Source organism: Streptomyces sp. NPDC048269 (genome assembly GCF_040652395.1).
Taxonomy (GTDB): domain Bacteria; phylum Actinomycetota; class Actinomycetes; order Streptomycetales; family Streptomycetaceae; genus Streptomyces.
This window is the reverse complement of record NZ_JBEZLW010000034.1, coordinates 35,902-51,812: the sequence shown is the minus strand read 5'-3', so window position 1 is coordinate 51,812 and position 15,911 is coordinate 35,902. Positions and strand designations below refer to the sequence as shown.

16 protein-coding genes are annotated in these 15,911 nt (G+C 73.3%); 7 read left to right on the top strand and 9 right to left on the bottom strand.

The annotated features are described in order from the left end of the window. Window positions 1–16: 16 nt before the first annotated feature. From AB0D48_RS28150 to AB0D48_RS28135, 4 genes are all read right to left on the bottom strand, one after another. Entirely contained in the window at window positions 17–679 is a 663-nt protein-coding gene (locus AB0D48_RS28150; RefSeq protein WP_362402755.1) for a DedA family protein, read from the bottom strand. 58 nt (window positions 680–737) lie between these two features. Then, window positions 738–3,251: a glycoside hydrolase family 3 C-terminal domain-containing protein gene (locus AB0D48_RS28145; protein WP_362402751.1), complete on the bottom strand. Its 2,514-nt coding sequence runs from the start codon at window positions 3,249–3,251 to the stop codon at window positions 738–740. A gap of 116 nt (window positions 3,252–3,367) precedes the next feature. Continuing rightward, complete coding sequence (locus AB0D48_RS28140; RefSeq protein WP_362402747.1) at window positions 3,368–3,568, bottom strand: type II toxin-antitoxin system VapB family antitoxin; 201 nt, start codon at window positions 3,566–3,568, stop codon at window positions 3,368–3,370. A 222-nt stretch (window positions 3,569–3,790) separates the two neighbouring features. Next, window positions 3,791–4,243: a DUF4442 domain-containing protein gene (locus AB0D48_RS28135; RefSeq protein WP_078904414.1), complete on the bottom strand. Its 453-nt coding sequence runs from the start codon at window positions 4,241–4,243 to the stop codon at window positions 3,791–3,793. Window positions 4,244–4,339: 96 nt separating this feature from the next. Between AB0D48_RS28135 and AB0D48_RS28130 the strand changes: the two genes are divergently transcribed. Beyond that, on the top strand, window positions 4,340–5,359 hold the full coding sequence (locus AB0D48_RS28130; protein WP_362402744.1) for a hypothetical protein: 1,020 nt from the start codon (window positions 4,340–4,342) through the stop codon (window positions 5,357–5,359). A gap of 92 nt (window positions 5,360–5,451) precedes the next feature. Further along, window positions 5,452–6,819 (top strand): MFS transporter, encoded by a 1,368-nt coding sequence (locus AB0D48_RS28125; RefSeq protein WP_362402741.1) that lies wholly within the window; start codon window positions 5,452–5,454, stop codon window positions 6,817–6,819. 50 nt (window positions 6,820–6,869) lie between these two features. On the opposite strand, the gene AB0D48_RS28120 is transcribed toward AB0D48_RS28125, so the two are convergent. The 4 genes from AB0D48_RS28120 to AB0D48_RS28105 all read right to left on the bottom strand — a co-directional run bounded on the left by AB0D48_RS28120 (window position 6,870) and on the right by AB0D48_RS28105 (window position 10,922). After that, window positions 6,870–7,661, bottom strand: a complete 792-nt coding sequence (locus AB0D48_RS28120; protein ID WP_362402832.1) for a fused MFS/spermidine synthase — start codon at window positions 7,659–7,661, stop codon at window positions 6,870–6,872. An 83-nt stretch (window positions 7,662–7,744) separates the two neighbouring features. Further along, window positions 7,745–8,596, bottom strand: coding sequence for a patatin-like phospholipase family protein (locus AB0D48_RS28115; protein WP_362402738.1), 852 nt, complete (start codon window positions 8,594–8,596; stop codon window positions 7,745–7,747). Between the two features lie 166 nt (window positions 8,597–8,762). Continuing rightward, on the bottom strand, window positions 8,763–9,944 hold the full coding sequence (tuf, locus tag AB0D48_RS28110; protein WP_362402735.1) for an elongation factor Tu: 1,182 nt from the start codon (window positions 9,942–9,944) through the stop codon (window positions 8,763–8,765). Between the two features lie 261 nt (window positions 9,945–10,205). Next, window positions 10,206–10,922 (bottom strand): DNA alkylation repair protein, encoded by a 717-nt coding sequence (locus tag AB0D48_RS28105; protein WP_362402732.1) that lies wholly within the window; start codon window positions 10,920–10,922, stop codon window positions 10,206–10,208. A 49-nt stretch (window positions 10,923–10,971) separates the two neighbouring features. On the opposite strand from AB0D48_RS28105, the gene AB0D48_RS28100 reads away from it, so the two are divergent. The 5 genes from AB0D48_RS28100 to lnt all read left to right on the top strand — a co-directional run bounded on the left by AB0D48_RS28100 (window position 10,972) and on the right by lnt (window position 15,046). Then, window positions 10,972–11,700, top strand: a complete 729-nt coding sequence (locus AB0D48_RS28100) for a VTT domain-containing protein (protein WP_362402729.1) — start codon at window positions 10,972–10,974, stop codon at window positions 11,698–11,700. Between the two features lie 48 nt (window positions 11,701–11,748). Further along, window positions 11,749–12,627, top strand: a complete 879-nt coding sequence (locus AB0D48_RS28095; RefSeq protein ID WP_362402726.1) for an undecaprenyl-diphosphate phosphatase — start codon at window positions 11,749–11,751, stop codon at window positions 12,625–12,627. A 112-nt stretch (window positions 12,628–12,739) separates the two neighbouring features. Continuing rightward, on the top strand, window positions 12,740–12,916 hold the full coding sequence (locus tag AB0D48_RS28090) for a hypothetical protein (RefSeq protein ID WP_362402723.1): 177 nt from the start codon (window positions 12,740–12,742) through the stop codon (window positions 12,914–12,916). 69 nt (window positions 12,917–12,985) lie between these two features. Beyond that, a complete protein-coding gene (locus AB0D48_RS28085; protein WP_362402721.1) occupies window positions 12,986–13,453 on the top strand; it encodes a nuclear transport factor 2 family protein in 468 nt (155 codons plus the stop codon). 27 nt (window positions 13,454–13,480) lie between these two features. After that, the gene (gene lnt, locus AB0D48_RS28080; RefSeq protein WP_362402718.1) at window positions 13,481–15,046 is read left to right on the top strand and encodes an apolipoprotein N-acyltransferase; all 1,566 of its coding nucleotides are present in this window, start codon (window positions 13,481–13,483) and stop codon (window positions 15,044–15,046) included. Here the strand turns inward: lnt and AB0D48_RS28075 are convergent. After that, the gene (locus AB0D48_RS28075; protein WP_362402714.1) at window positions 14,991–15,896 is read right to left on the bottom strand and encodes a Gfo/Idh/MocA family oxidoreductase; all 906 of its coding nucleotides are present in this window, start codon (window positions 15,894–15,896) and stop codon (window positions 14,991–14,993) included. The two genes, lnt and AB0D48_RS28075, sit on opposite strands and share 56 nt — an antisense overlap. Between the last annotated feature and the right edge of the window lie 15 nt (window positions 15,897–15,911).

Below are 15,911 nucleotides of genomic sequence, written 5' to 3'. Positions count from 1 at the left end.
TCCGGGGGCGGGCGGCCTACTCGGCGACGGCCACCGGCGTGGCCGGCTCCACCGGGCCGGCCGCCGCGGCCGCCGCGGCCGCCTTCTTCATGCGGCTGCGTACCACCAGCGTCACCGCGATCCCGAACAGCACGGCGAGTCCCAGCGCCAGCCAGGAGAACCGCTTCAGCCACGGCTCCGCGACGATCCCGACCGAGTAGATGACGGCCGTGGTGCCGCCCGCCCAGAGGATCCCGCCGAGGATGTTGGCGATCAGGAACCGCCAGTACGGCATGTGCAGCACGCCCGCGAGCGGCCCCGCGAAGATCCGCAGCAGCGCCACGAACCGCCCGAAGAACACGGCCCACATCCCCCAGCGCTCGAAGGAGCGTTCCGCCACCGCCACGTGCTCGGGCCCGAAGTGCTTGGGGAAGCGCCGGCCCAGCTTCTCCAGCAGCGGCTTGCCGCCCCTGCGGCCGATCGCGTAGCCGATCGAGTCGCCCACGATCGCCCCGGCGGTCGCGCAGATTCCCAGCACGACGGGGTCGATCTCGCCGTGCTGCGAGGCCAGCAGCGCAGAGCTGACCAGGATGATCTCGCCCGGCAGCGGGATGCCGAGGCTTTCCAGCCCGATGACCAGACCCACGAGGAGATAGATGCTGACCGCCGGAATCGTCTCCAGCCATGCCTGGATGTGCACCGGTACGTCCTCCCGTGTCGTCCCCGGCGCGCCTCCTGTGACACGCCGAACAAGCAGCCTATCGGCTCCTCACGACCGCCTTTGACCTCAGTGGGAGTTCACGCGAGGAACGGCCCGCGAACACCTCCCGGCGGCCGGAACCCAGCACCCAGGCGTGCTGCTCCGGGTCCCAGGACGACAGCGCCCGGGCGTCCACGTCGACGATGACCCGCTGCGCCTCGCCCGGCGCGAGGGTGAGCCGCCGGTAGCCCGCCAGCGCGCGCACCGGCTGGTCGAGCGTGATCTGCGCGGACGGGCCGACGTACACCTGGGCCACCTCGGTGCCCTTGCGGCGGCCGGTGTTGCGGACGGTGAACTCCACGCGCAGGCCGCCGCGCTCCGGCCGGACCGTCAGCTTCTCGTACTGCCAGGTCGTGTACGAGAGCCCGTGCCCGAAGGGGAACAGCGGGGCCATGCGCTGCGCGTCGTACCAGCGGTGGCCCACGTGGACGCCCTCCGCGTACTCCTGCCGGCCGCCCACCCCCGGGTAGCGCAGCGGGTCCCCGGCCACCGGGGTGGCCTGCTCGTCCGCCGGGAAGGTCTGGGTGAGCCGGCCCCCCGGATCCACGTCCCCGAACAGGATGTCTGCGGTGGCGCCGGCGCCCTCCTGTCCCGGGTAGTACATCTGCAGGACCGCACCGGTACGGGAGAGCCAGGGCATGGTTGTACTGGAGGGGGTGTTGAGCACGACCGTGGTGCGGGGGTTGGCGGCGGCGACCGCCTCGATCAGCGCGTCCTGTCCGCCCGGGAGTGCCAGGGTGGTCCGGTCGCTGCCCTCGCTGGCGTCCTCGTAGGCGAACAGGACGACACTGCGGGCCGCCTTCGCGGTCCTGACGGCCTCGGCGACGTCCGCGGCCCGGCCGGCCTTCGTGATGTGCCGCAGCCTGAAGCGCCGGCCCTTGTCCCCGCCCCGGCCGGTCACGGCGAGCCGGTGGGTGCCCGCCTTGAGGGCGAGCGTGCGGCGGCGGACGGTCATCCCGTCGGGTGCGCAGCCGAGCAGTCCGCCCCCGAAGTGCTCAGCCTGACCCTGCCGCACGGGGAACAGCTCCTCCCCGTCCAGGCGCACGCCCGGCCGCTGCCCGGTGTAGTGGACGACCAGGGTCCACTCGTCGTCCGCGGCCAGCCGGAACTCCGCCTCGTGGCTCCAGTCGTGCCCGGCGTCCACGACGCGGTCGTCCAGGTCGGCGGGGGGCGTCAGCAGGGCCGGCGGCAGCGGGCGGCCGTAGAGGTCTTCGCCGAGGGCGTAGCGCACGGCGGAGCCCTTCCCGGCGCGCCGGCGAATGGCGGTGAACGGGGCGGCCGCCCCGTCGGAGACGACGTGGGCGCTGCCGCCGCCACCTACGAAGGGCACCTGGCCGGTGGGGCCGATCACCGCGATCGAGCGGGCGGCGGCGCCGGTCAGCGGCAGGGTGCCGTGCTCGTTGCGCAGGAGCACCGCTCCGGCGGTGGCCACCTTGCGCGCCACCCGAGCCCCGGCAGCCGCGTCCCGCGCGGGCCGCGCGGCGGGCCGGGCCGCGAGCAGCCCGAAGCGGTCCATGGTGGTCAGGATCCGTCGAACGGCGAGGTCCACGGCGCTCTCGGGGACGGAGCCGGCTCGCACCGCCTCGCGCAGCGGGCCGCCGAAGTGGGTGCCGCCGGGCATCTCCATGTCGAGTCCTGCGCCGATGGCGGCCACGGTGCTGTGGGTGGCGTCCCGGTCGGACATCGCCCAGCCGTCGAACCCCCAGTTCCCGCGGAGCACTTCGTCGAGCAGCGCCGCGCTCTCGCAGGCATGGACGCCGTTGACCTTGTTGCAGGCGCCCATCACGGCGCCCGCGCCGGCGGCCACGGCGGCCTCGAAGCCGCGTAGCTCGGTCTCGTGCAGGGTCTGTTCGGCGACGACCACGTCGACGGTGTCGCGGCCGTGCTCCTGGTTGTTGAGGGCGAAGTGCTTGACGGTGGCGATGAGCCCCTCGTCCTGGATCCCGCGGACCATCTCGCCGACCAGGTCGGCGGTGAGGCGCGGATCCTCGGCGAAGGTCTCGAAGTTCCGGCCCGCGTACGGGGTGCGGATGAGGTTGACCATCGGCGACAGGACGACGTCCTGGCCGAGGGCGCGGCCCTCGCGGCCGATGACCCGGCCGTACTCGCGGGCCAGCACGGGGTCGAAGGCGGAGGCGAGCAGGACCGGCGCGGGCAGCGCGGTGGCGGGCCGGGTGACCCGTACGCCGGCGGGCCCGTCCGCGAGGCGGAGCGCGGGGATGCCGAGACGCGGGACGCCGGGCACGTAGCCGGTCTGGCCGAGGGAGGCCGGGTCGGCGCCGCCGTGGAGCAGGGCGGTCTTCTCGTCGAGGGTGAGCCGCTCGATCAGACTGTCGATCCGGGCCGCGCTCGCGGGCTCGGGGGCGGGCGCGAGGGCGGCGGAGGCCCCGGTGCGGAATCCCGCGCCGGGCGGCACGGTCGCGACGCAGCCGCCCGCCCCGAAGGCCGCGCCCGCCACGCCCACCGTTCCGAGCAGCCGCATCGCGGAACGTCTGGACACGGCCTCGCTCATGGGCGCTCCCGGCAGCGTGGGTCGGCGGGAGCGGCCCGCGCCGGACCGCTCCCCCGCCCACTGTGCGCCGCGCCACCGCGGAGCCGGCTCCGGACGCGCCACAGCGGCGCCCGGATTCAGCCCTGCGGCGGCTGCGACACGCCGTCGGCGTCCCGCCGGGGCTCGTCCTGGAGCTGCACCCGCGCCTCGGTCCGGTGCCCGCGCGCGATGTAGTCCCGTACGACGGCCTCCACCGCGTCCTGCGGCGACCCGACCCCGGCGAGCACCATCACCTCCACAACGAGCTCGGCGTCGAGGCTGATGTTGACCTTGGCCATGGGGTACCCCCTCCATCGTTGTGCGAGGGACTCTAGACCCTGTCGTCAAAGCAGCGCCGGATTCCGATGTTCCCCCCGCAGCCGGGTACCCGGAGCCGCACCCGCACCCGCACTCCGCCCGCACCCTGCGGATCTCGAACTCCATCGCACCCCTTGAGCTGGGGTGTTGCAACGACTCCTAGAACCCAAGCCCCGGGGCGGGGGCCGTGTCAGCCGGGAGGCCTAGGCGTTGGGGCGAAGGGTCCAGACGACGGTCATCTCGCCCGTCACGGCCTCGTCCTCGCGCTGGATGGCGATGGTGACCGGGAACTCGGGGCGGCCGCCCGCGTCGAGTTCGGCCACGACCTCCGCCGCCGGGCGACCGAGGGTGGCGGTGGCGGTCACGACGCCCTTGGCGAGCTTCTTGTAGCCGATCTCGGCCTTCACCGCGAGGGGCACGGCGCGCGAGAGCTGGTCGCCGAAGGCGGCCAGGACGATCGCGCCGCTCGCGGACTCGGCGAGGGTGAACATGGCGCCGGCGTGCGGGCCGCCCACGTGGTTGTGAAAGTCGGGCTGGTCCGGGAGGCGGACGACCGCGCGCTCCGGGGTGGTCTCCAGGAACTGGAGGTTCAGGGTCCGGGCCATCGGAACCGTCGCGGCGAGCAGTTCGCCCACGTTCATCTGATCTGCGCTCATGGGACGCGATGTTACCCACGAGTAGATGTTCTTGGCCAGTGCCGTAACGGGGGCGGCCGTGGCCCCGGGCGACCCCTCCCACTATCGTTACCGGCCATGTGGCCAGGACAGCAGCAGCAGCCCGGGGGCGAGCAGAACCCCCAGGACGCGCAACAGAACCCCTACCAACAGCAGTCGGGACAGCCGAACCCGTACCAGCAGCAGCCTGGTTACGGATACCCGCAGCAGCCCGGGTACCAGCAGCCCCCGACGGAGCCCGGCCAGCAGTGGGGGCAACCCCAGCTGCCCCAGCAACCCCAGCGGCAGCCGGGTGGTGGCGGGAGTCCCTTCCAGACGAAGACCGTGGCCATCGTCGCCGCGGCAGCGGTGGTCGTGGCGGCCGCCGCGACCGGCGCGTTCGTCCTGACCCGGGACGACAAGAAGACCGACGAGGCCGACGACAAGCCCTCCGCCTCCGCCTCGGCGTCCGTCGCGCCCGCCCCGGCCGGCAGCAGCCCGAACCCGCGGGCCGAGGGTGACGTGAAGCCGACCGTCCCGGGGTGGAAGGTGATCGTCAACCCCAAGCACGGCACCGCCTTCGAGGTCCCGCCGGAGTGGAACGTGCTGAGCTCCGGCACCGCCATCGGCTTCGAGGACGAGGCGAAGAAGGACGGGTCGCCATACGTCTCGATGTCCGCGCCGGCCTACCTCAAGCAGGACTGGTGCAAGGTCGACTCCAACAAGGACGGCCACGAGGAGACCACGTCGCTGGCCGGCACCGGCACCAAGGGCGGCCAGGGCGCGAAGGACACTGCCGAACTCTCGCGGAACGCGGCCGGCAGCTGGGCGTACGGGGGGTACGGACAGCCGCACCCCATCGAGGTCACCAAGATCTCCGAGGCCAAGGAGTACACCACTGCCTCCGGCCTCAAGGGTCACATGGCGACGGCGACCGTGAGCGGCCTGGCGAAGGACAGCAAGTGCGACTCCGACGGCAAGTCCATCGCCTTCGCCTTCAAGAACGCCAAGGGTGACTTCGCCAGCTGGATCCTCTACAGCGCCGCCGGAGTTCCGGACGAGGTCAGCAAGGAGACGATGGAGAAGATCCTCAGCACGGTCCGCCTGTCCGGCGGCTGATCCGGCTCCCTTCTCCTGCTGATCCCCCTCCCCGCTCTCCCCGGGCCGACAATCCGTTTGGATTCCCGGCCCGGGGCGGCGATAGTCCGGGGGTGAGCTCTCCCCCCGCCGCTTCTCCCCGTACGCCCGCACGCCGCCGCCTGCCCGCGTGGGCCGGCCGCAACTACACCCTGCTGACGGGCGCGGCGGTCGTCACCAACCTCGGCAGCCACGGAGCGCTCATCGCGGCCGCGTTCGCGGTACTGGAGGCCGGCGGTTCCGGCGCCGACGTCGGCCTCGTCGCGGCCGCCCGTACGCTGCCGCTCGTCCTCTTCCTGCTCATCGGCGGCGCGCTCGCCGACCGGCTGCCGCGCCACCGCGTGATGGTCGCGGCCAATGCCATCAACTGCCTCTCCCAGGCCGCCTTCGCCGTGCTCGTGCTCGCCGGTGACCCCCAGCTGTGGCAGATGATGCTGCTGACCGCGCTGTGCGGCACCGGTACGGCCTTCTTCAACCCGGCGGCCGAGGGCATGCTGCTGTCGACCGTCTCCGGTGAGCACGCCAACCGTGCCTTCGCGCTCTTCCGCATGGCGATGAACGGCGCCGGCATCGGCGGCGCGGCCCTCGGCGGCGCGATGATCGCCGCGATCGGCCCGGGCTGGGTCCTGGCCGTGGACGCGGCGGCCTTCGCGATCGCGGGCGCGCTACGGGCCTTCCTCGACGTCGGCCACGTCACAGAACGGGCTCCCGGCGGCGGCCTCCTGGCCGACCTGCGCGAGGGCTGGGTGGAGGTCAGGACCCGGCCATGGCTGTGGAGCATCGTGCTCCAGTTCTCCGTCGTGGTCGCCGTCGTCGGCGCCGCCGAGGCGGTCTACGGTCCGCTGGTCGCCCGGGACCGGCTGGGCGGGCCGGCGCCCTGGGGGCTGGCCCTGGCCTGCTTCGGCGTGGGCACCATCGCGGGCGCCGTCCTGATGATGGTCTGGAAGCCACGCCGGCTGCTGCTGGTCGGCACCCTGTGCGTGTTCCCGCTGGCGCTGCCGTCGGCGGGCCTGGCCGTACCGCTGCCGGTGTGGGCGCTGTGCGCGGTGATGTTCGTGAGCGGCACGGCCATCGAGGTGTTCGGCGTGAACTGGATGACCACGATGCACCAGGAGATCCCCGAGGAGAAGTTCTCCCGGGTCTCCGCCTACGACTGGTTCGGCTCGGTGTCGATGCTCCCCCTGGCCACGGCCCTGGCCGGCCCGGCCGAATCGGCCTTCGGCCGCACCCAGGCCCTGTGGGGCTGCGCAGCCCTGGTCGTCCTGGCCACGGCCCTGGTCCTCGTGATCCCGGACGTCCGCCGCCTGACCCGCAGACCACCGGCCGAACCGGCCCTTGCCGCCACCCCCGTCCCCTCCAGCCCCGCGGTATCCCCCAGCCCCGCAGCCACGCCCCCCAGCCCCGCCACGCCCTCCAGCCCCTCCAGCCCCGCCGGCGTTTGAGGCGCGGGGCCCGGGGCGGAGCCCCGGCAGCGGCGCCGCACCCGCTCCCCTCACCCCAGGCTGAACGCACCTTCCGGCGGAGCCGGGGACGGCGTGGCGTCCGCGTCAGCCACGGGCACGGCTCCCCGCACGAACCGCGCAAGCGAATCCCCGAACACCACCCTGGCGGGAAACGCGTCCGCGGCACACCGCCGAGCCAGCAAACCCACCTCCAGCGGAGCGTCGGACGCCAGCAGCACCGCGTTCCCGAACCGCCTCCCCCGCAGCACCGCCGGCTCTGCGACCAGCGCAAGCTCCCCGAACACCGCCCCGAAGTTCGCCAGCTGCGCCCGCAGGAAACCGAACGGCGCCCCGTCGGCGAGGTTCGCCGCGTACAGCCCGCCGGGCCTCAGCACCCGCGCCGCCTCCCGCGCGTACTCCACCGACGTCAGCTGCGCCGGCACCCGCGAACCGCCGAACACGTCGGCCACCACGACGTCCGCACTCTCCGCGGGCGCCGCCTCCAGCCAGGCCCGCGCATCGGCGGCGTGCACCGCGACACCGGATCCCGCCGGCAGCGGCAAGTACTCCGCGACCAGTTCAACGAGCCCCGTGTCGAACTCGACGACTGCCTGCCGGGATCCCGCCCGCGTCGCCGCGGCGTAGCGCGGCAGGGTGAGGGCGCCGCCGCCCAGGTGCAGGAGGTCCAGCGCGAGCCCCGGCTCCGCCGCGCAGTCCAGGACGTGCGCGAGGCGGCGTACGTACTCGAACTCCAGGTGCTGCGGATCGTCCAGGTCCACATACGACTGCGGCGCCCCGTCGACGGTCAGCAGCCAGGCCCGCTCCCGGTCCACGTCCGGCATCAGCTTGGCGGTGCCCTGGCCCACGTCCCGGGTCACCGGGATCTGTTCGTCGCTCACCCGTCCATTGTCGGTCCGGTCCCGGCTCAGCCCGACCAGACGGCCGCCGCCTCGACGGCGTGCTCCTCGGCCTGCGCCAGGCCCGCCCGCGCTGCCGGGTCCCGCCGCGCCGGGTCGAGCACGTTGCGCCCGAAGACCTTGCGGGCCGCCGCCGACGGGGTGATCAGCAGCACCCTGGCGCCCGCCTTGCGCAGTCGCGCGGCCTGTGCGGACGCCGAGGGGACGAGCCCCGAGCCGAGCGCGATCGGGGCGATGACCACCACACGCCGGTAACCGGCGGCCAGGTCGGCATTGGTGGCGGAACGGACGCCTCCGTCGATGAAGCGCCGCCCGCCGACGGTCACCGGCGGCCATACCCCGGGCACGGCGCAGCTCGCCGAGACGGCGTCCACCAGCCCGGCCCCGCTCTCCCGGTCGAAGTCGGCGGGCTCACCGCTCAGCGCGTCCACCGCGGTGACGACGAGCCGCCGCTCGGCGGGCCAGTCGTGCGAGACCAGCCGGGACGCCAGCACCTCGCGCCGCTCCGCCTCCGCCCCGGTGTCGGCGGCCAGTGCCATGGCGCCGACCCGCTGCCGGTAGGCCGTCGCGTCGCGACGCGAGCGCGCCATGGCGACGGCGTACCGCGCGATCAGCGCGGCCCCGAGCTTCTCCGCGATCTCCCCGGCGGCGTCGCCGAGCTGGCGCTCGTACAGTTCCTGCGCGGTGAGCATCCCGGAGGTGAGCTGGGCGCCGACCACCGAACCCGCGGAGGTGCCGACGACGAGGTCGGCGGTGGTGAGGTCCACTCCCGCGCGGGCGAGCCCGTACAGGATTCCGCACTCCCAGCCGATGCCGGTGAGTCCCCCGCCGCCGAGCACCAGTGCCGTGTCGCCGCCCATTCCCGCCGCCCTCCGCGCATGCCTGTGGTGACGGCAGTCTGACGCAGCCGGACCGCCGCCACCACACAGGGGCCCGGAGCACCCCGCACATCACCGCCCGGATCGGTGGCCGGCCCCCGCCGGCCGCGGCGCCGCCCGGGCCACCTGCCGGATCAGCCCGCCCGGATCACTCCAGTACGGCCGTCACCGTGCCCGCGCCGACGGTCCGCCCGCCTTCGCGGATCGCGAAGCCGAGTCCCGACTCCAGCGGGACGTCCCGCCCGAGCTCGACGGTCATGGTGACCGTCTCCCCCGGCCGGGCCACGCCGGCCTCCCCCAGGTCCACGTCCCCCACCACGTCGGCGGTGCGGATGTAGAACTGCGGCCGGTATCCGGTGGCGACCGCTGTCGTACGGCCGCCCTCGCGCGCCGAGAGCACGTACACCTGCGCCGTGAAGCGCCGTTTCGGCGCCACACTGCCGGGCGCGGCCACCACGTCGCCGCGGCGCACCTCGTGCCGGTGGACCCCGCGCAGCAGCAGCGCGACGTTGTCCCCCGCCTCGGCGGACTCCATCGGCTTGCCGAAGGTCTCCAGGCCGGTGACCACGACCGGGTCGGACGCACCGTCCCCGCCGAGCATGCTCACGCGGTCGCCGAGGCGGATGCTGCCCCGCTCGACGGCGCCGGTCACGACCGTCCCGCGCCCGGTGATGGTCAGGACGTTCTCCACCGGCAACAGGAACGGCGCGTCGGTGTAGCGCACCGGCGTGGGCACGTACGTGTCCACCGCGTCCAGCAGCGCCTGGATCGCCCCGGTCCACCGCGGGTCGCCCTCCAGCGCCCCGAGCCCGGAAACCCGTACGACAGGCGCGCTGTCACCGCCGTAGCCGTGCGCGGTGAGCAGTTCGCGGACCTCCAGCTCGACCAGGTCGGTCAGCTCGGGGTCCCCCGCGTCGGCCTTGTTGAGCGCCACCACGATGTGGTCGACGCCGACCTGCCGGGCGAGGAGCACGTGCTCGGCGGTTTGTGGCATGACCCCGTCGAGCGCGGAGACGACGAGGATCGCCCCGTCGAGCTGGGCGGCGCCGGTGACCATGTTCTTGACGTAGTCGGCGTGGCCGGGCATGTCCACGTGGGCGTAGTGGCGGGTGTCGGTCTCGTACTCGACGTGCGTGAGGTTGATGGTGATCCCGCGCCGGGCCTCCTCCGGGGCCCGGTCGATGCGGTCGAAGGGCACGAAGGATCCGCCCCCGCGCTCGGCGAGGACCTTGGTGATGGCGGCGGTGAGGGTGGTCTTGCCGTGGTCGACGTGACCCATGGTGCCGATGTTGAGGTGCGGCTTGGTCCGCACGAAGGCCGTCTTGGCCATGATCTCTTCCCGTGGCTCGAAGCTGGAACGGGACCCCTGAGTCGAGCCGACCCTCCCCCTGCGGGGTCCGCCGGACGATCCGGGAAGGGTCAGCTTCGTGCGCCGTCGAATGCGGCGAAGGGAAATTCCTCTGCGGGAACAGCGAATGCGGCAGCCTTCGGCGCGTCCGCGACTGCGGACGATGCGGCGGGGAAGGCGTACCGGGACATGCGCCTGATCCTGCCGGACCCGCCCCGGCGCGTCGAACGAATTTCCGCGACCTCAGAGGTTCTTGAGCGCCTCGCGCACGGACAGCGGGGACAGGGAACGCCGTTCGGCCTCGACGAAGGCGCGCACGGCGGCGGGATCCGTCTTCGCGTACTCGCGCAGGCACCAGCCGATGGCCTTGCGGACGAAGAAGTCCGGGTGGTCCGCCTGGCGGCGGCAGTAGCCGAAGAGCCGCCCGGTGTCGGTGGCGGACTTGTAGCGGAGCTGGTGGAGCAGGGCGGTGCGGGCGAGCCAGAGGTCATCGTCGCCGATCCACTCGTCCATCACCGCCGCCAGCGCGGGGTCGGCGGCCACCAGCGGGCCCACGGTGTGCGCGGCCAGCAGGTCGACCGTGTCCCACCACGGCACGGTGGTGATCAGGTGCCGGACCACCGGCAGCAGGCCGGACGAGCACCGGGAGACGTGCCGGCGCAGGTAGTCCACCGCGAAGTAGTGGTACTCGCGCTCCGGGAGCCGCCAGCAGCCCAGCGCGAGCGCCGCGCAGTCCGTCTCCGACGGACGCGGAGTGTCCTTGGTCACTGCCTTCGACAACTCGCGGCGCAGCGGGGTGGGGATGCCGAGGAAGGGGGCCACGTCCTTCATGTACGCGGTCATCGGCACCGCCCGTGCCGGGTCGGCCGCCGCCGCGTACACCTCGGTCAGCCGCTCCAGGAGGGTGTCGGCGAGGGCGCTGTGCGGGACGTTCGGAGGTCGCCGGTCGTTCGACAGCATGAGGCCCAGATTACGGCGGGGCGCCGCACGGGTCGGCTAGTCTCCCGGGATGTCCCTCCTCCTCGCGCCGTGGACCCGGCTGTCGCTGCTCGTCGTGCTGCTCGTGGCGGCCGGCGTGGGCGTGCTGCTGTACGAGCCCCAGCGCATCCTGTCGGAGGGGTGGCCCCCGGGGTTCCCGGTGGGCGCGGCGGTCCTGCTGTTCGCCGCCGGGTACGGCGTGTGTGCTGCGGCCTTCGTCCCGCGCCCCCTGCTCAACCTGGCCGCGGGAGCCGTCTTCGGCACCCAGTTCGGACTCCTCGCGGCGGTCTGCGGCACGGTGCTCGGTGCCGCGATCGCCTTCGGCCTGGGGCGCGTCATGGGCCAGGAGGCCCTGCGCCCGTACCTGCGCGGCCGCTGGCTCAAGGCGGCCGACGGGCAGCTCAGCAGGCACGGGTTCCGCTCGGTGCTCGCCGTGCGGCTCTTCCCCGGAATGCCCTTCGTGGTCGCCAACTACTGCGCGGCGGTGTCCCGCTGCGGCTGGCTGCCCTTCCTCGGCGCCACGGCGCTCGGCGTCGTCCCGAACACCACGGCGTACGTGATCGCGGGGGCCAGCGCCTCCGCCCCCGGTTCGCCCGCGTTCCTCGTCTCGTTCGGTTTCATAGTGGTCTCGGTGGTGGCCGCCGGAGTGGTCGCCTGGCGCAAGCGGCACCGCCTGGCACCTGCCCGGATCCACGAGACCACGTACGAACTGACGCCCCAGCACCCCCCTGTGGTCACCGGCGCTCCGCACGGGCCCTAGCATCGGACCCGAACTGCCCGACGATCACAAGGACGAGCGCACCCCGACATGAGCTGGTTCGAATCCCTAATCCTCGGTCTCGTCCAGGGGCTTACGGAGTTCCTCCCGATCTCCTCCAGCGCCCATCTGCGGCTGACCGCGGCGTTCGCCGGCTGGCACGATCCCGGAGCGGCCTTCACCGCCATCACGCAGATCGGCACCGAGGCCGCCGTACTGATCTACTTCCGCAAGGACATCGCGCGGATCGTCTCCACCTGGTTCCGCTCGCTGTACACGCCTGCGCTGCGTTCCGAGCAGGACGCCAAGATGGGCTGGCTGGTGATCGTCGGCTCGATCCCGATCGGTGTCCTCGGCCTGGCGTTCAAGGACCAGATCGAGGGCCCGTTCCGCGATCTGCGCCTGACCGCCACCACCCTCATCGTGATGGGCCTCGTGCTGGGCATCGCCGACCGGCTGGCAGCCCGTGACGAGGAGGGCGGCCGGCACCGCGCGATCCGCGAGCGCAAGACGCTCAAGGAGCTGGGCGTCAAGGACGGCCTGATCTTCGGTGTGTGCCAGGCGATGGCCCTGATCCCGGGCGTCTCCCGCTCCGGCGCGACGATCTCCGGCGGTCTGCTGCTGGGCTTCACCCGCGAGGCCGCGGCCCGCTACTCCTTCCTCCTCGCCATCCCGGCCGTCCTGGCTTCGGGCGCGTTCGAGATCAAGGACGTGGTCGAGGAGCCGGGCCACATCTCGTGGGGGCCGACGATCTTCGCGACGGTCATCGCCTTCTTCGTGGGCTACGTCGTCATCGCCTGGTTCATGAAGTTCATCTCCAGCAAGAGCTTCATGCCCTTCGTGATCTACCGGATCCTGCTGGGCATCGCGCTGTTCATCCTCGTCGGCATGGGCGTGCTGAGCCCGCACGCCGGCGAGTCCGGCGGCTGAGCACACCGAGGATCACCGCTTCGCGTGAACCGGAGGCCGCCCGGGAACGTTCCCGGGCGGCCTTCGCGTCGTTGTCCCTGGAGACCTGAAGGCAAGGAGCAGGGGGTGTCCCATGGGTCGTGTGGTTCTGGAGCGTTTTCCGGCCGGAAGTCCGAGGGGAAGCTGGCCCGCCGAGGAGTACGCCGCGCAGCGGATGCGCGAGGGCGTGGACGCCGAGGTGGTGATGGACCTGGACAGCGACGCGTTCCTCGTCGTGGTCCGGCAGCGGGAGGCGTATTCCGGTCACTGAGGGCCCGTACGAAGATCCGGTCGGCGCACGCCCCTTGGCCTGGGGACCCGGCAGCCCCACACTGACCCGATGACGCAGCGTGTGGACCTTGCGACGGTAATGGACCGGCTGGCGATCGACGAGGTGGTCACGGGGTACGCGGTGGCCGTCGACGACGGCGACTGGGCGGCGTACCGTGCCCTGTTCACCGCGGCCGGGCGGGCCGACTACAGCTCGGCGGGCGGGATCGAGGGCCCGGCCGGGGAGGTCGCCGACTGGCTCGCGGAGACCATGAAGCTGTTCCCGGTGCGTCAGCACCTCATCGTGAACCGGCTGATCCGGCTGGAGGACCTGGGCGGTTCACCCGGCGACAGCGCCGAGGTACGGGCGGACTTCCTCAATCCGATGCTGCTCGACGGCGGCGAGTCCGACGGTTCCGTGACGGCGCCCAACTTCGTCGCCGCCGGGCGCTACTCCTTCGCGCTGGCCCGCACCCACGACGGCTGGCGGCTCACCCGCGTCACCGTGCACGAGAAGTGGCGGCACATCTCCGCCTGACTGCCACACTGGAAGCGGAGGCGCGTCATGGTCCCGATCCGTGTCCGTTGGTTCCCGCGGTGGCGTGCGCCGGCCGCGGTCGCCGCCGGGGCAGTCCCCGCGCTCGCCTTCCCCGCGCCCGCGCTCTGGTGGTTCGCCTACGTCGCCCTCGTGCCCTGGATGCTGCTGCTGCGGTCGGCCCCCACCGGGCGGCGGGCCGCGCTGGAGGGCTGGCTCGGCGGCGCGGCCTTCATCGTCGCCGTCCACCACTGGCTGCTGCCCAGCCTGCACGTGTTCCTGGTACCGCTGGCCGCACTGCTGGGCCTGCTCTGGATCCCCTGGGCCCTCCTGGTGCGGGAGTTGCTCGGCGGGATCCCGGCGGCGGGCCGGACGGGCGCCGCGCTGGTCCTCGTACCGGCTGGGTGGCTGCTGTCGGAGCTGGCGCGGTCCTGGCAGGGGCTGGGCGGGCCGTGGGGGCTGCTGGGGGCGAGCCAGTGGCAGGTGTCGCCCGCGCTGCGGCTGGCCTCGGTGGGCGGGGTGTGGCTGGTGAGCCTGCTGGTGGTGGCAGCGAACTGCGCGCTGGTGCTGCTCGTCGCGGTACCCGGGGCGCGGGTGCCGGCGGTGGCCGGGGTGACGGGGTGTGCGGTGCTGACGGGCGTGGTGTGGCTCTGGGTGCCGCGCCCCGAGGTGTCGGCCGGGCTGCGCGTGGCCGTCGTACAGCCGGGTCTGGTGGCGGACGGTCCGGACAGTGCGGAGCGGCGGTTCGCCGCCGGGGAACGGCTCACCCGGGCCCTTTCCGGGCAGCCGGTCGACCTGGTGGTGTGGGGCGAGAGCAGCGTCGGCGGCGACCTGGCGGCGCGCCCGGACCTGGCCGGACGGCTGACCTCGCTGTCCTCTCAGGTCGGGGCGCCGCTGCTGGTCAACGTGGACGCACGGGGGTCCGACAGCCCCGGGATCCGCAAGAGCGCCGTGCTCATCGGCCCCGAGGGCCCCATCGGTGAGCGGTACGACAAGATGCGGCTGGTCCCATTCGGCGAGTACATACCGGCCCGGGCCCTCCTCGGCTGGGCCACCTCCGTCGGCAAGGCGGCCGGCGAGGACCGGGTGCCGGGAGACACCCCGGTGGTGATGAACCTGCCCGGGCGGCCGGACGGCCGCCCCGGCGTCCGCCTCGGCCCGCTGGTCTGCTTCGAGTCGGCCTTCCCCGACATGAGCCGGCACCTGGTCCGCGACGGCGCCGCCCTCCTCGTCGCCCAGTCGGCGACCTCCAGCTTCCAGGACAGCTGGGCGCCGGCCCAGCACGCCTCGCTGGCCGCGCTGCGGGCGGCCGAGACCGGCCGCCCGATGGTGCACGCCACCCTCACCGGTGTCAGCGAGGTACACGGCCCGTCCGGCGAGCGGATCGGCCCCGCCCTGCCCACCTCGGCGAGCACGTCGCAGGTGTACGAGGTCCCGCTCGCCCGGGGCACCACCCTCTACGTCCGCTTCGGGGACTGGCCGGTGGCGGCGGCCCTCGCCGCGCTGGCGGCCTACTGCGCGGCGGAGGGCACCCGTGCGCTCAGGAGGCCTGCCGCAGCGCCGACGTCACCACGCGCTCGCACAGCTCGTGGGTGAGCAGCGCGTCCCGCGCGCTGAGCGTCCTGCCCGCCTCGACGGCCTGCAGGAACGCGTCCACGGCCTGCTCGATGCCGCGCTGGCGGGCGACCGGCACCCAGTCCCCGCGGCGCCGCACGGTCGGCTGGCCCTTGTGGTCGATGACCTCCGCGAGGTTGACGACCTGCCGCTTGGTTTCCTGCCCGGAGACCTCCAGGATCTCCTCGGTGGAACCCGACAGCCGGTTCATGATGCCGAGCGCGGTGAATCCGTCACCGGACATCTGGAGCACCACCTGGTGCATCAGTCCCTCGCGCACCACGGCTCGCACGTCGAGGTGGTCGGCCTCGCCGGGCAGCAGGAAGCGCAGGGTGTCGACAACGTGGATGAAGTCGTCCAGCACGAGCGTGCGGGGGTCCTCGGGCAGCCCGACGCGGTTCTTCTGCATGAGGATCAGTTCGCGCGGGTGGTCGGCGCACTGCGCGTAGCCGGGCGCGAAGCGGCGGTTGAAGCCGACGGCGAGCGAGACGCCGCGTTCCTCCGCCAGTTCCACGAGCCGCGCCGAGTCCGCGAGCTCGTACGCGAGCGGCTTGTCCACGTACGTCGGCACGCCGGCCTCCAGCAGCCGCCCGACGATCTCGGGGTGGGCGGCCGTCGAGGCGTGGACGAAGGCCGCGTCGAGCCCTTCGGCGAGCAGCGCGTCGAGGTCGGTGTGCCGGCGTCCGGCCGGGACGTGGTGGATCGCGCCGACCCGTTCCAGCGTGGCGGGGGTACGGGTCTGCAGGTGCAGCTCGACTCCCGGGCGGGTGGTGAGGACGGGCAGGTACGCCTTCTGCGCGATGTCGCCGAGTCCGATGCAGCCGACCTTCACCGGGAGCCTCCTGGT

Excerpts from the sequence above, each read along its gene's own strand:
- AB0D48_RS28105 (WP_362402732.1), bottom strand. The coding sequence starts at position 10,922 with ATGCTGTCGAACGACCGGCGACCTCCGAACGTCCCGCACAGCGCCCTC.
- AB0D48_RS28120 (WP_362402832.1), bottom strand. The coding sequence starts at position 7,661 with ATGCCGGACGTGGACCGGGAGCGGGCCTGGCTGCTGACCGTCGACGGG.
- lnt (WP_362402718.1), top strand. The coding sequence starts at position 13,481 with ATGGTCCCGATCCGTGTCCGTTGGTTCCCGCGGTGGCGTGCGCCGGCC.
- AB0D48_RS28085 (WP_362402721.1), top strand. The coding sequence starts at position 12,986 with ATGACGCAGCGTGTGGACCTTGCGACGGTAATGGACCGGCTGGCGATC.
- tuf (WP_362402735.1), bottom strand. The coding sequence starts at position 9,944 with ATGGCCAAGACGGCCTTCGTGCGGACCAAGCCGCACCTCAACATCGGC.
- AB0D48_RS28115 (WP_362402738.1), bottom strand. The coding sequence starts at position 8,596 with ATGGGCGGCGACACGGCACTGGTGCTCGGCGGCGGGGGACTCACCGGC.
- AB0D48_RS28090 (WP_362402723.1), top strand. The coding sequence starts at position 12,740 with ATGGGTCGTGTGGTTCTGGAGCGTTTTCCGGCCGGAAGTCCGAGGGGA.
- AB0D48_RS28095 (WP_362402726.1), top strand. The coding sequence starts at position 11,749 with ATGAGCTGGTTCGAATCCCTAATCCTCGGTCTCGTCCAGGGGCTTACG.
- AB0D48_RS28130 (WP_362402744.1), top strand. The coding sequence starts at position 4,340 with ATGTGGCCAGGACAGCAGCAGCAGCCCGGGGGCGAGCAGAACCCCCAG.
- AB0D48_RS28140 (WP_362402747.1), bottom strand. The coding sequence starts at position 3,568 with ATGGCCAAGGTCAACATCAGCCTCGACGCCGAGCTCGTTGTGGAGGTG.
- AB0D48_RS28100 (WP_362402729.1), top strand. The coding sequence starts at position 10,972 with ATGTCCCTCCTCCTCGCGCCGTGGACCCGGCTGTCGCTGCTCGTCGTG.
- AB0D48_RS28145 (WP_362402751.1), bottom strand. The coding sequence starts at position 3,251 with ATGAGCGAGGCCGTGTCCAGACGTTCCGCGATGCGGCTGCTCGGAACG.
- AB0D48_RS28135 (WP_078904414.1), bottom strand. The coding sequence starts at position 4,243 with ATGAGCGCAGATCAGATGAACGTGGGCGAACTGCTCGCCGCGACGGTT.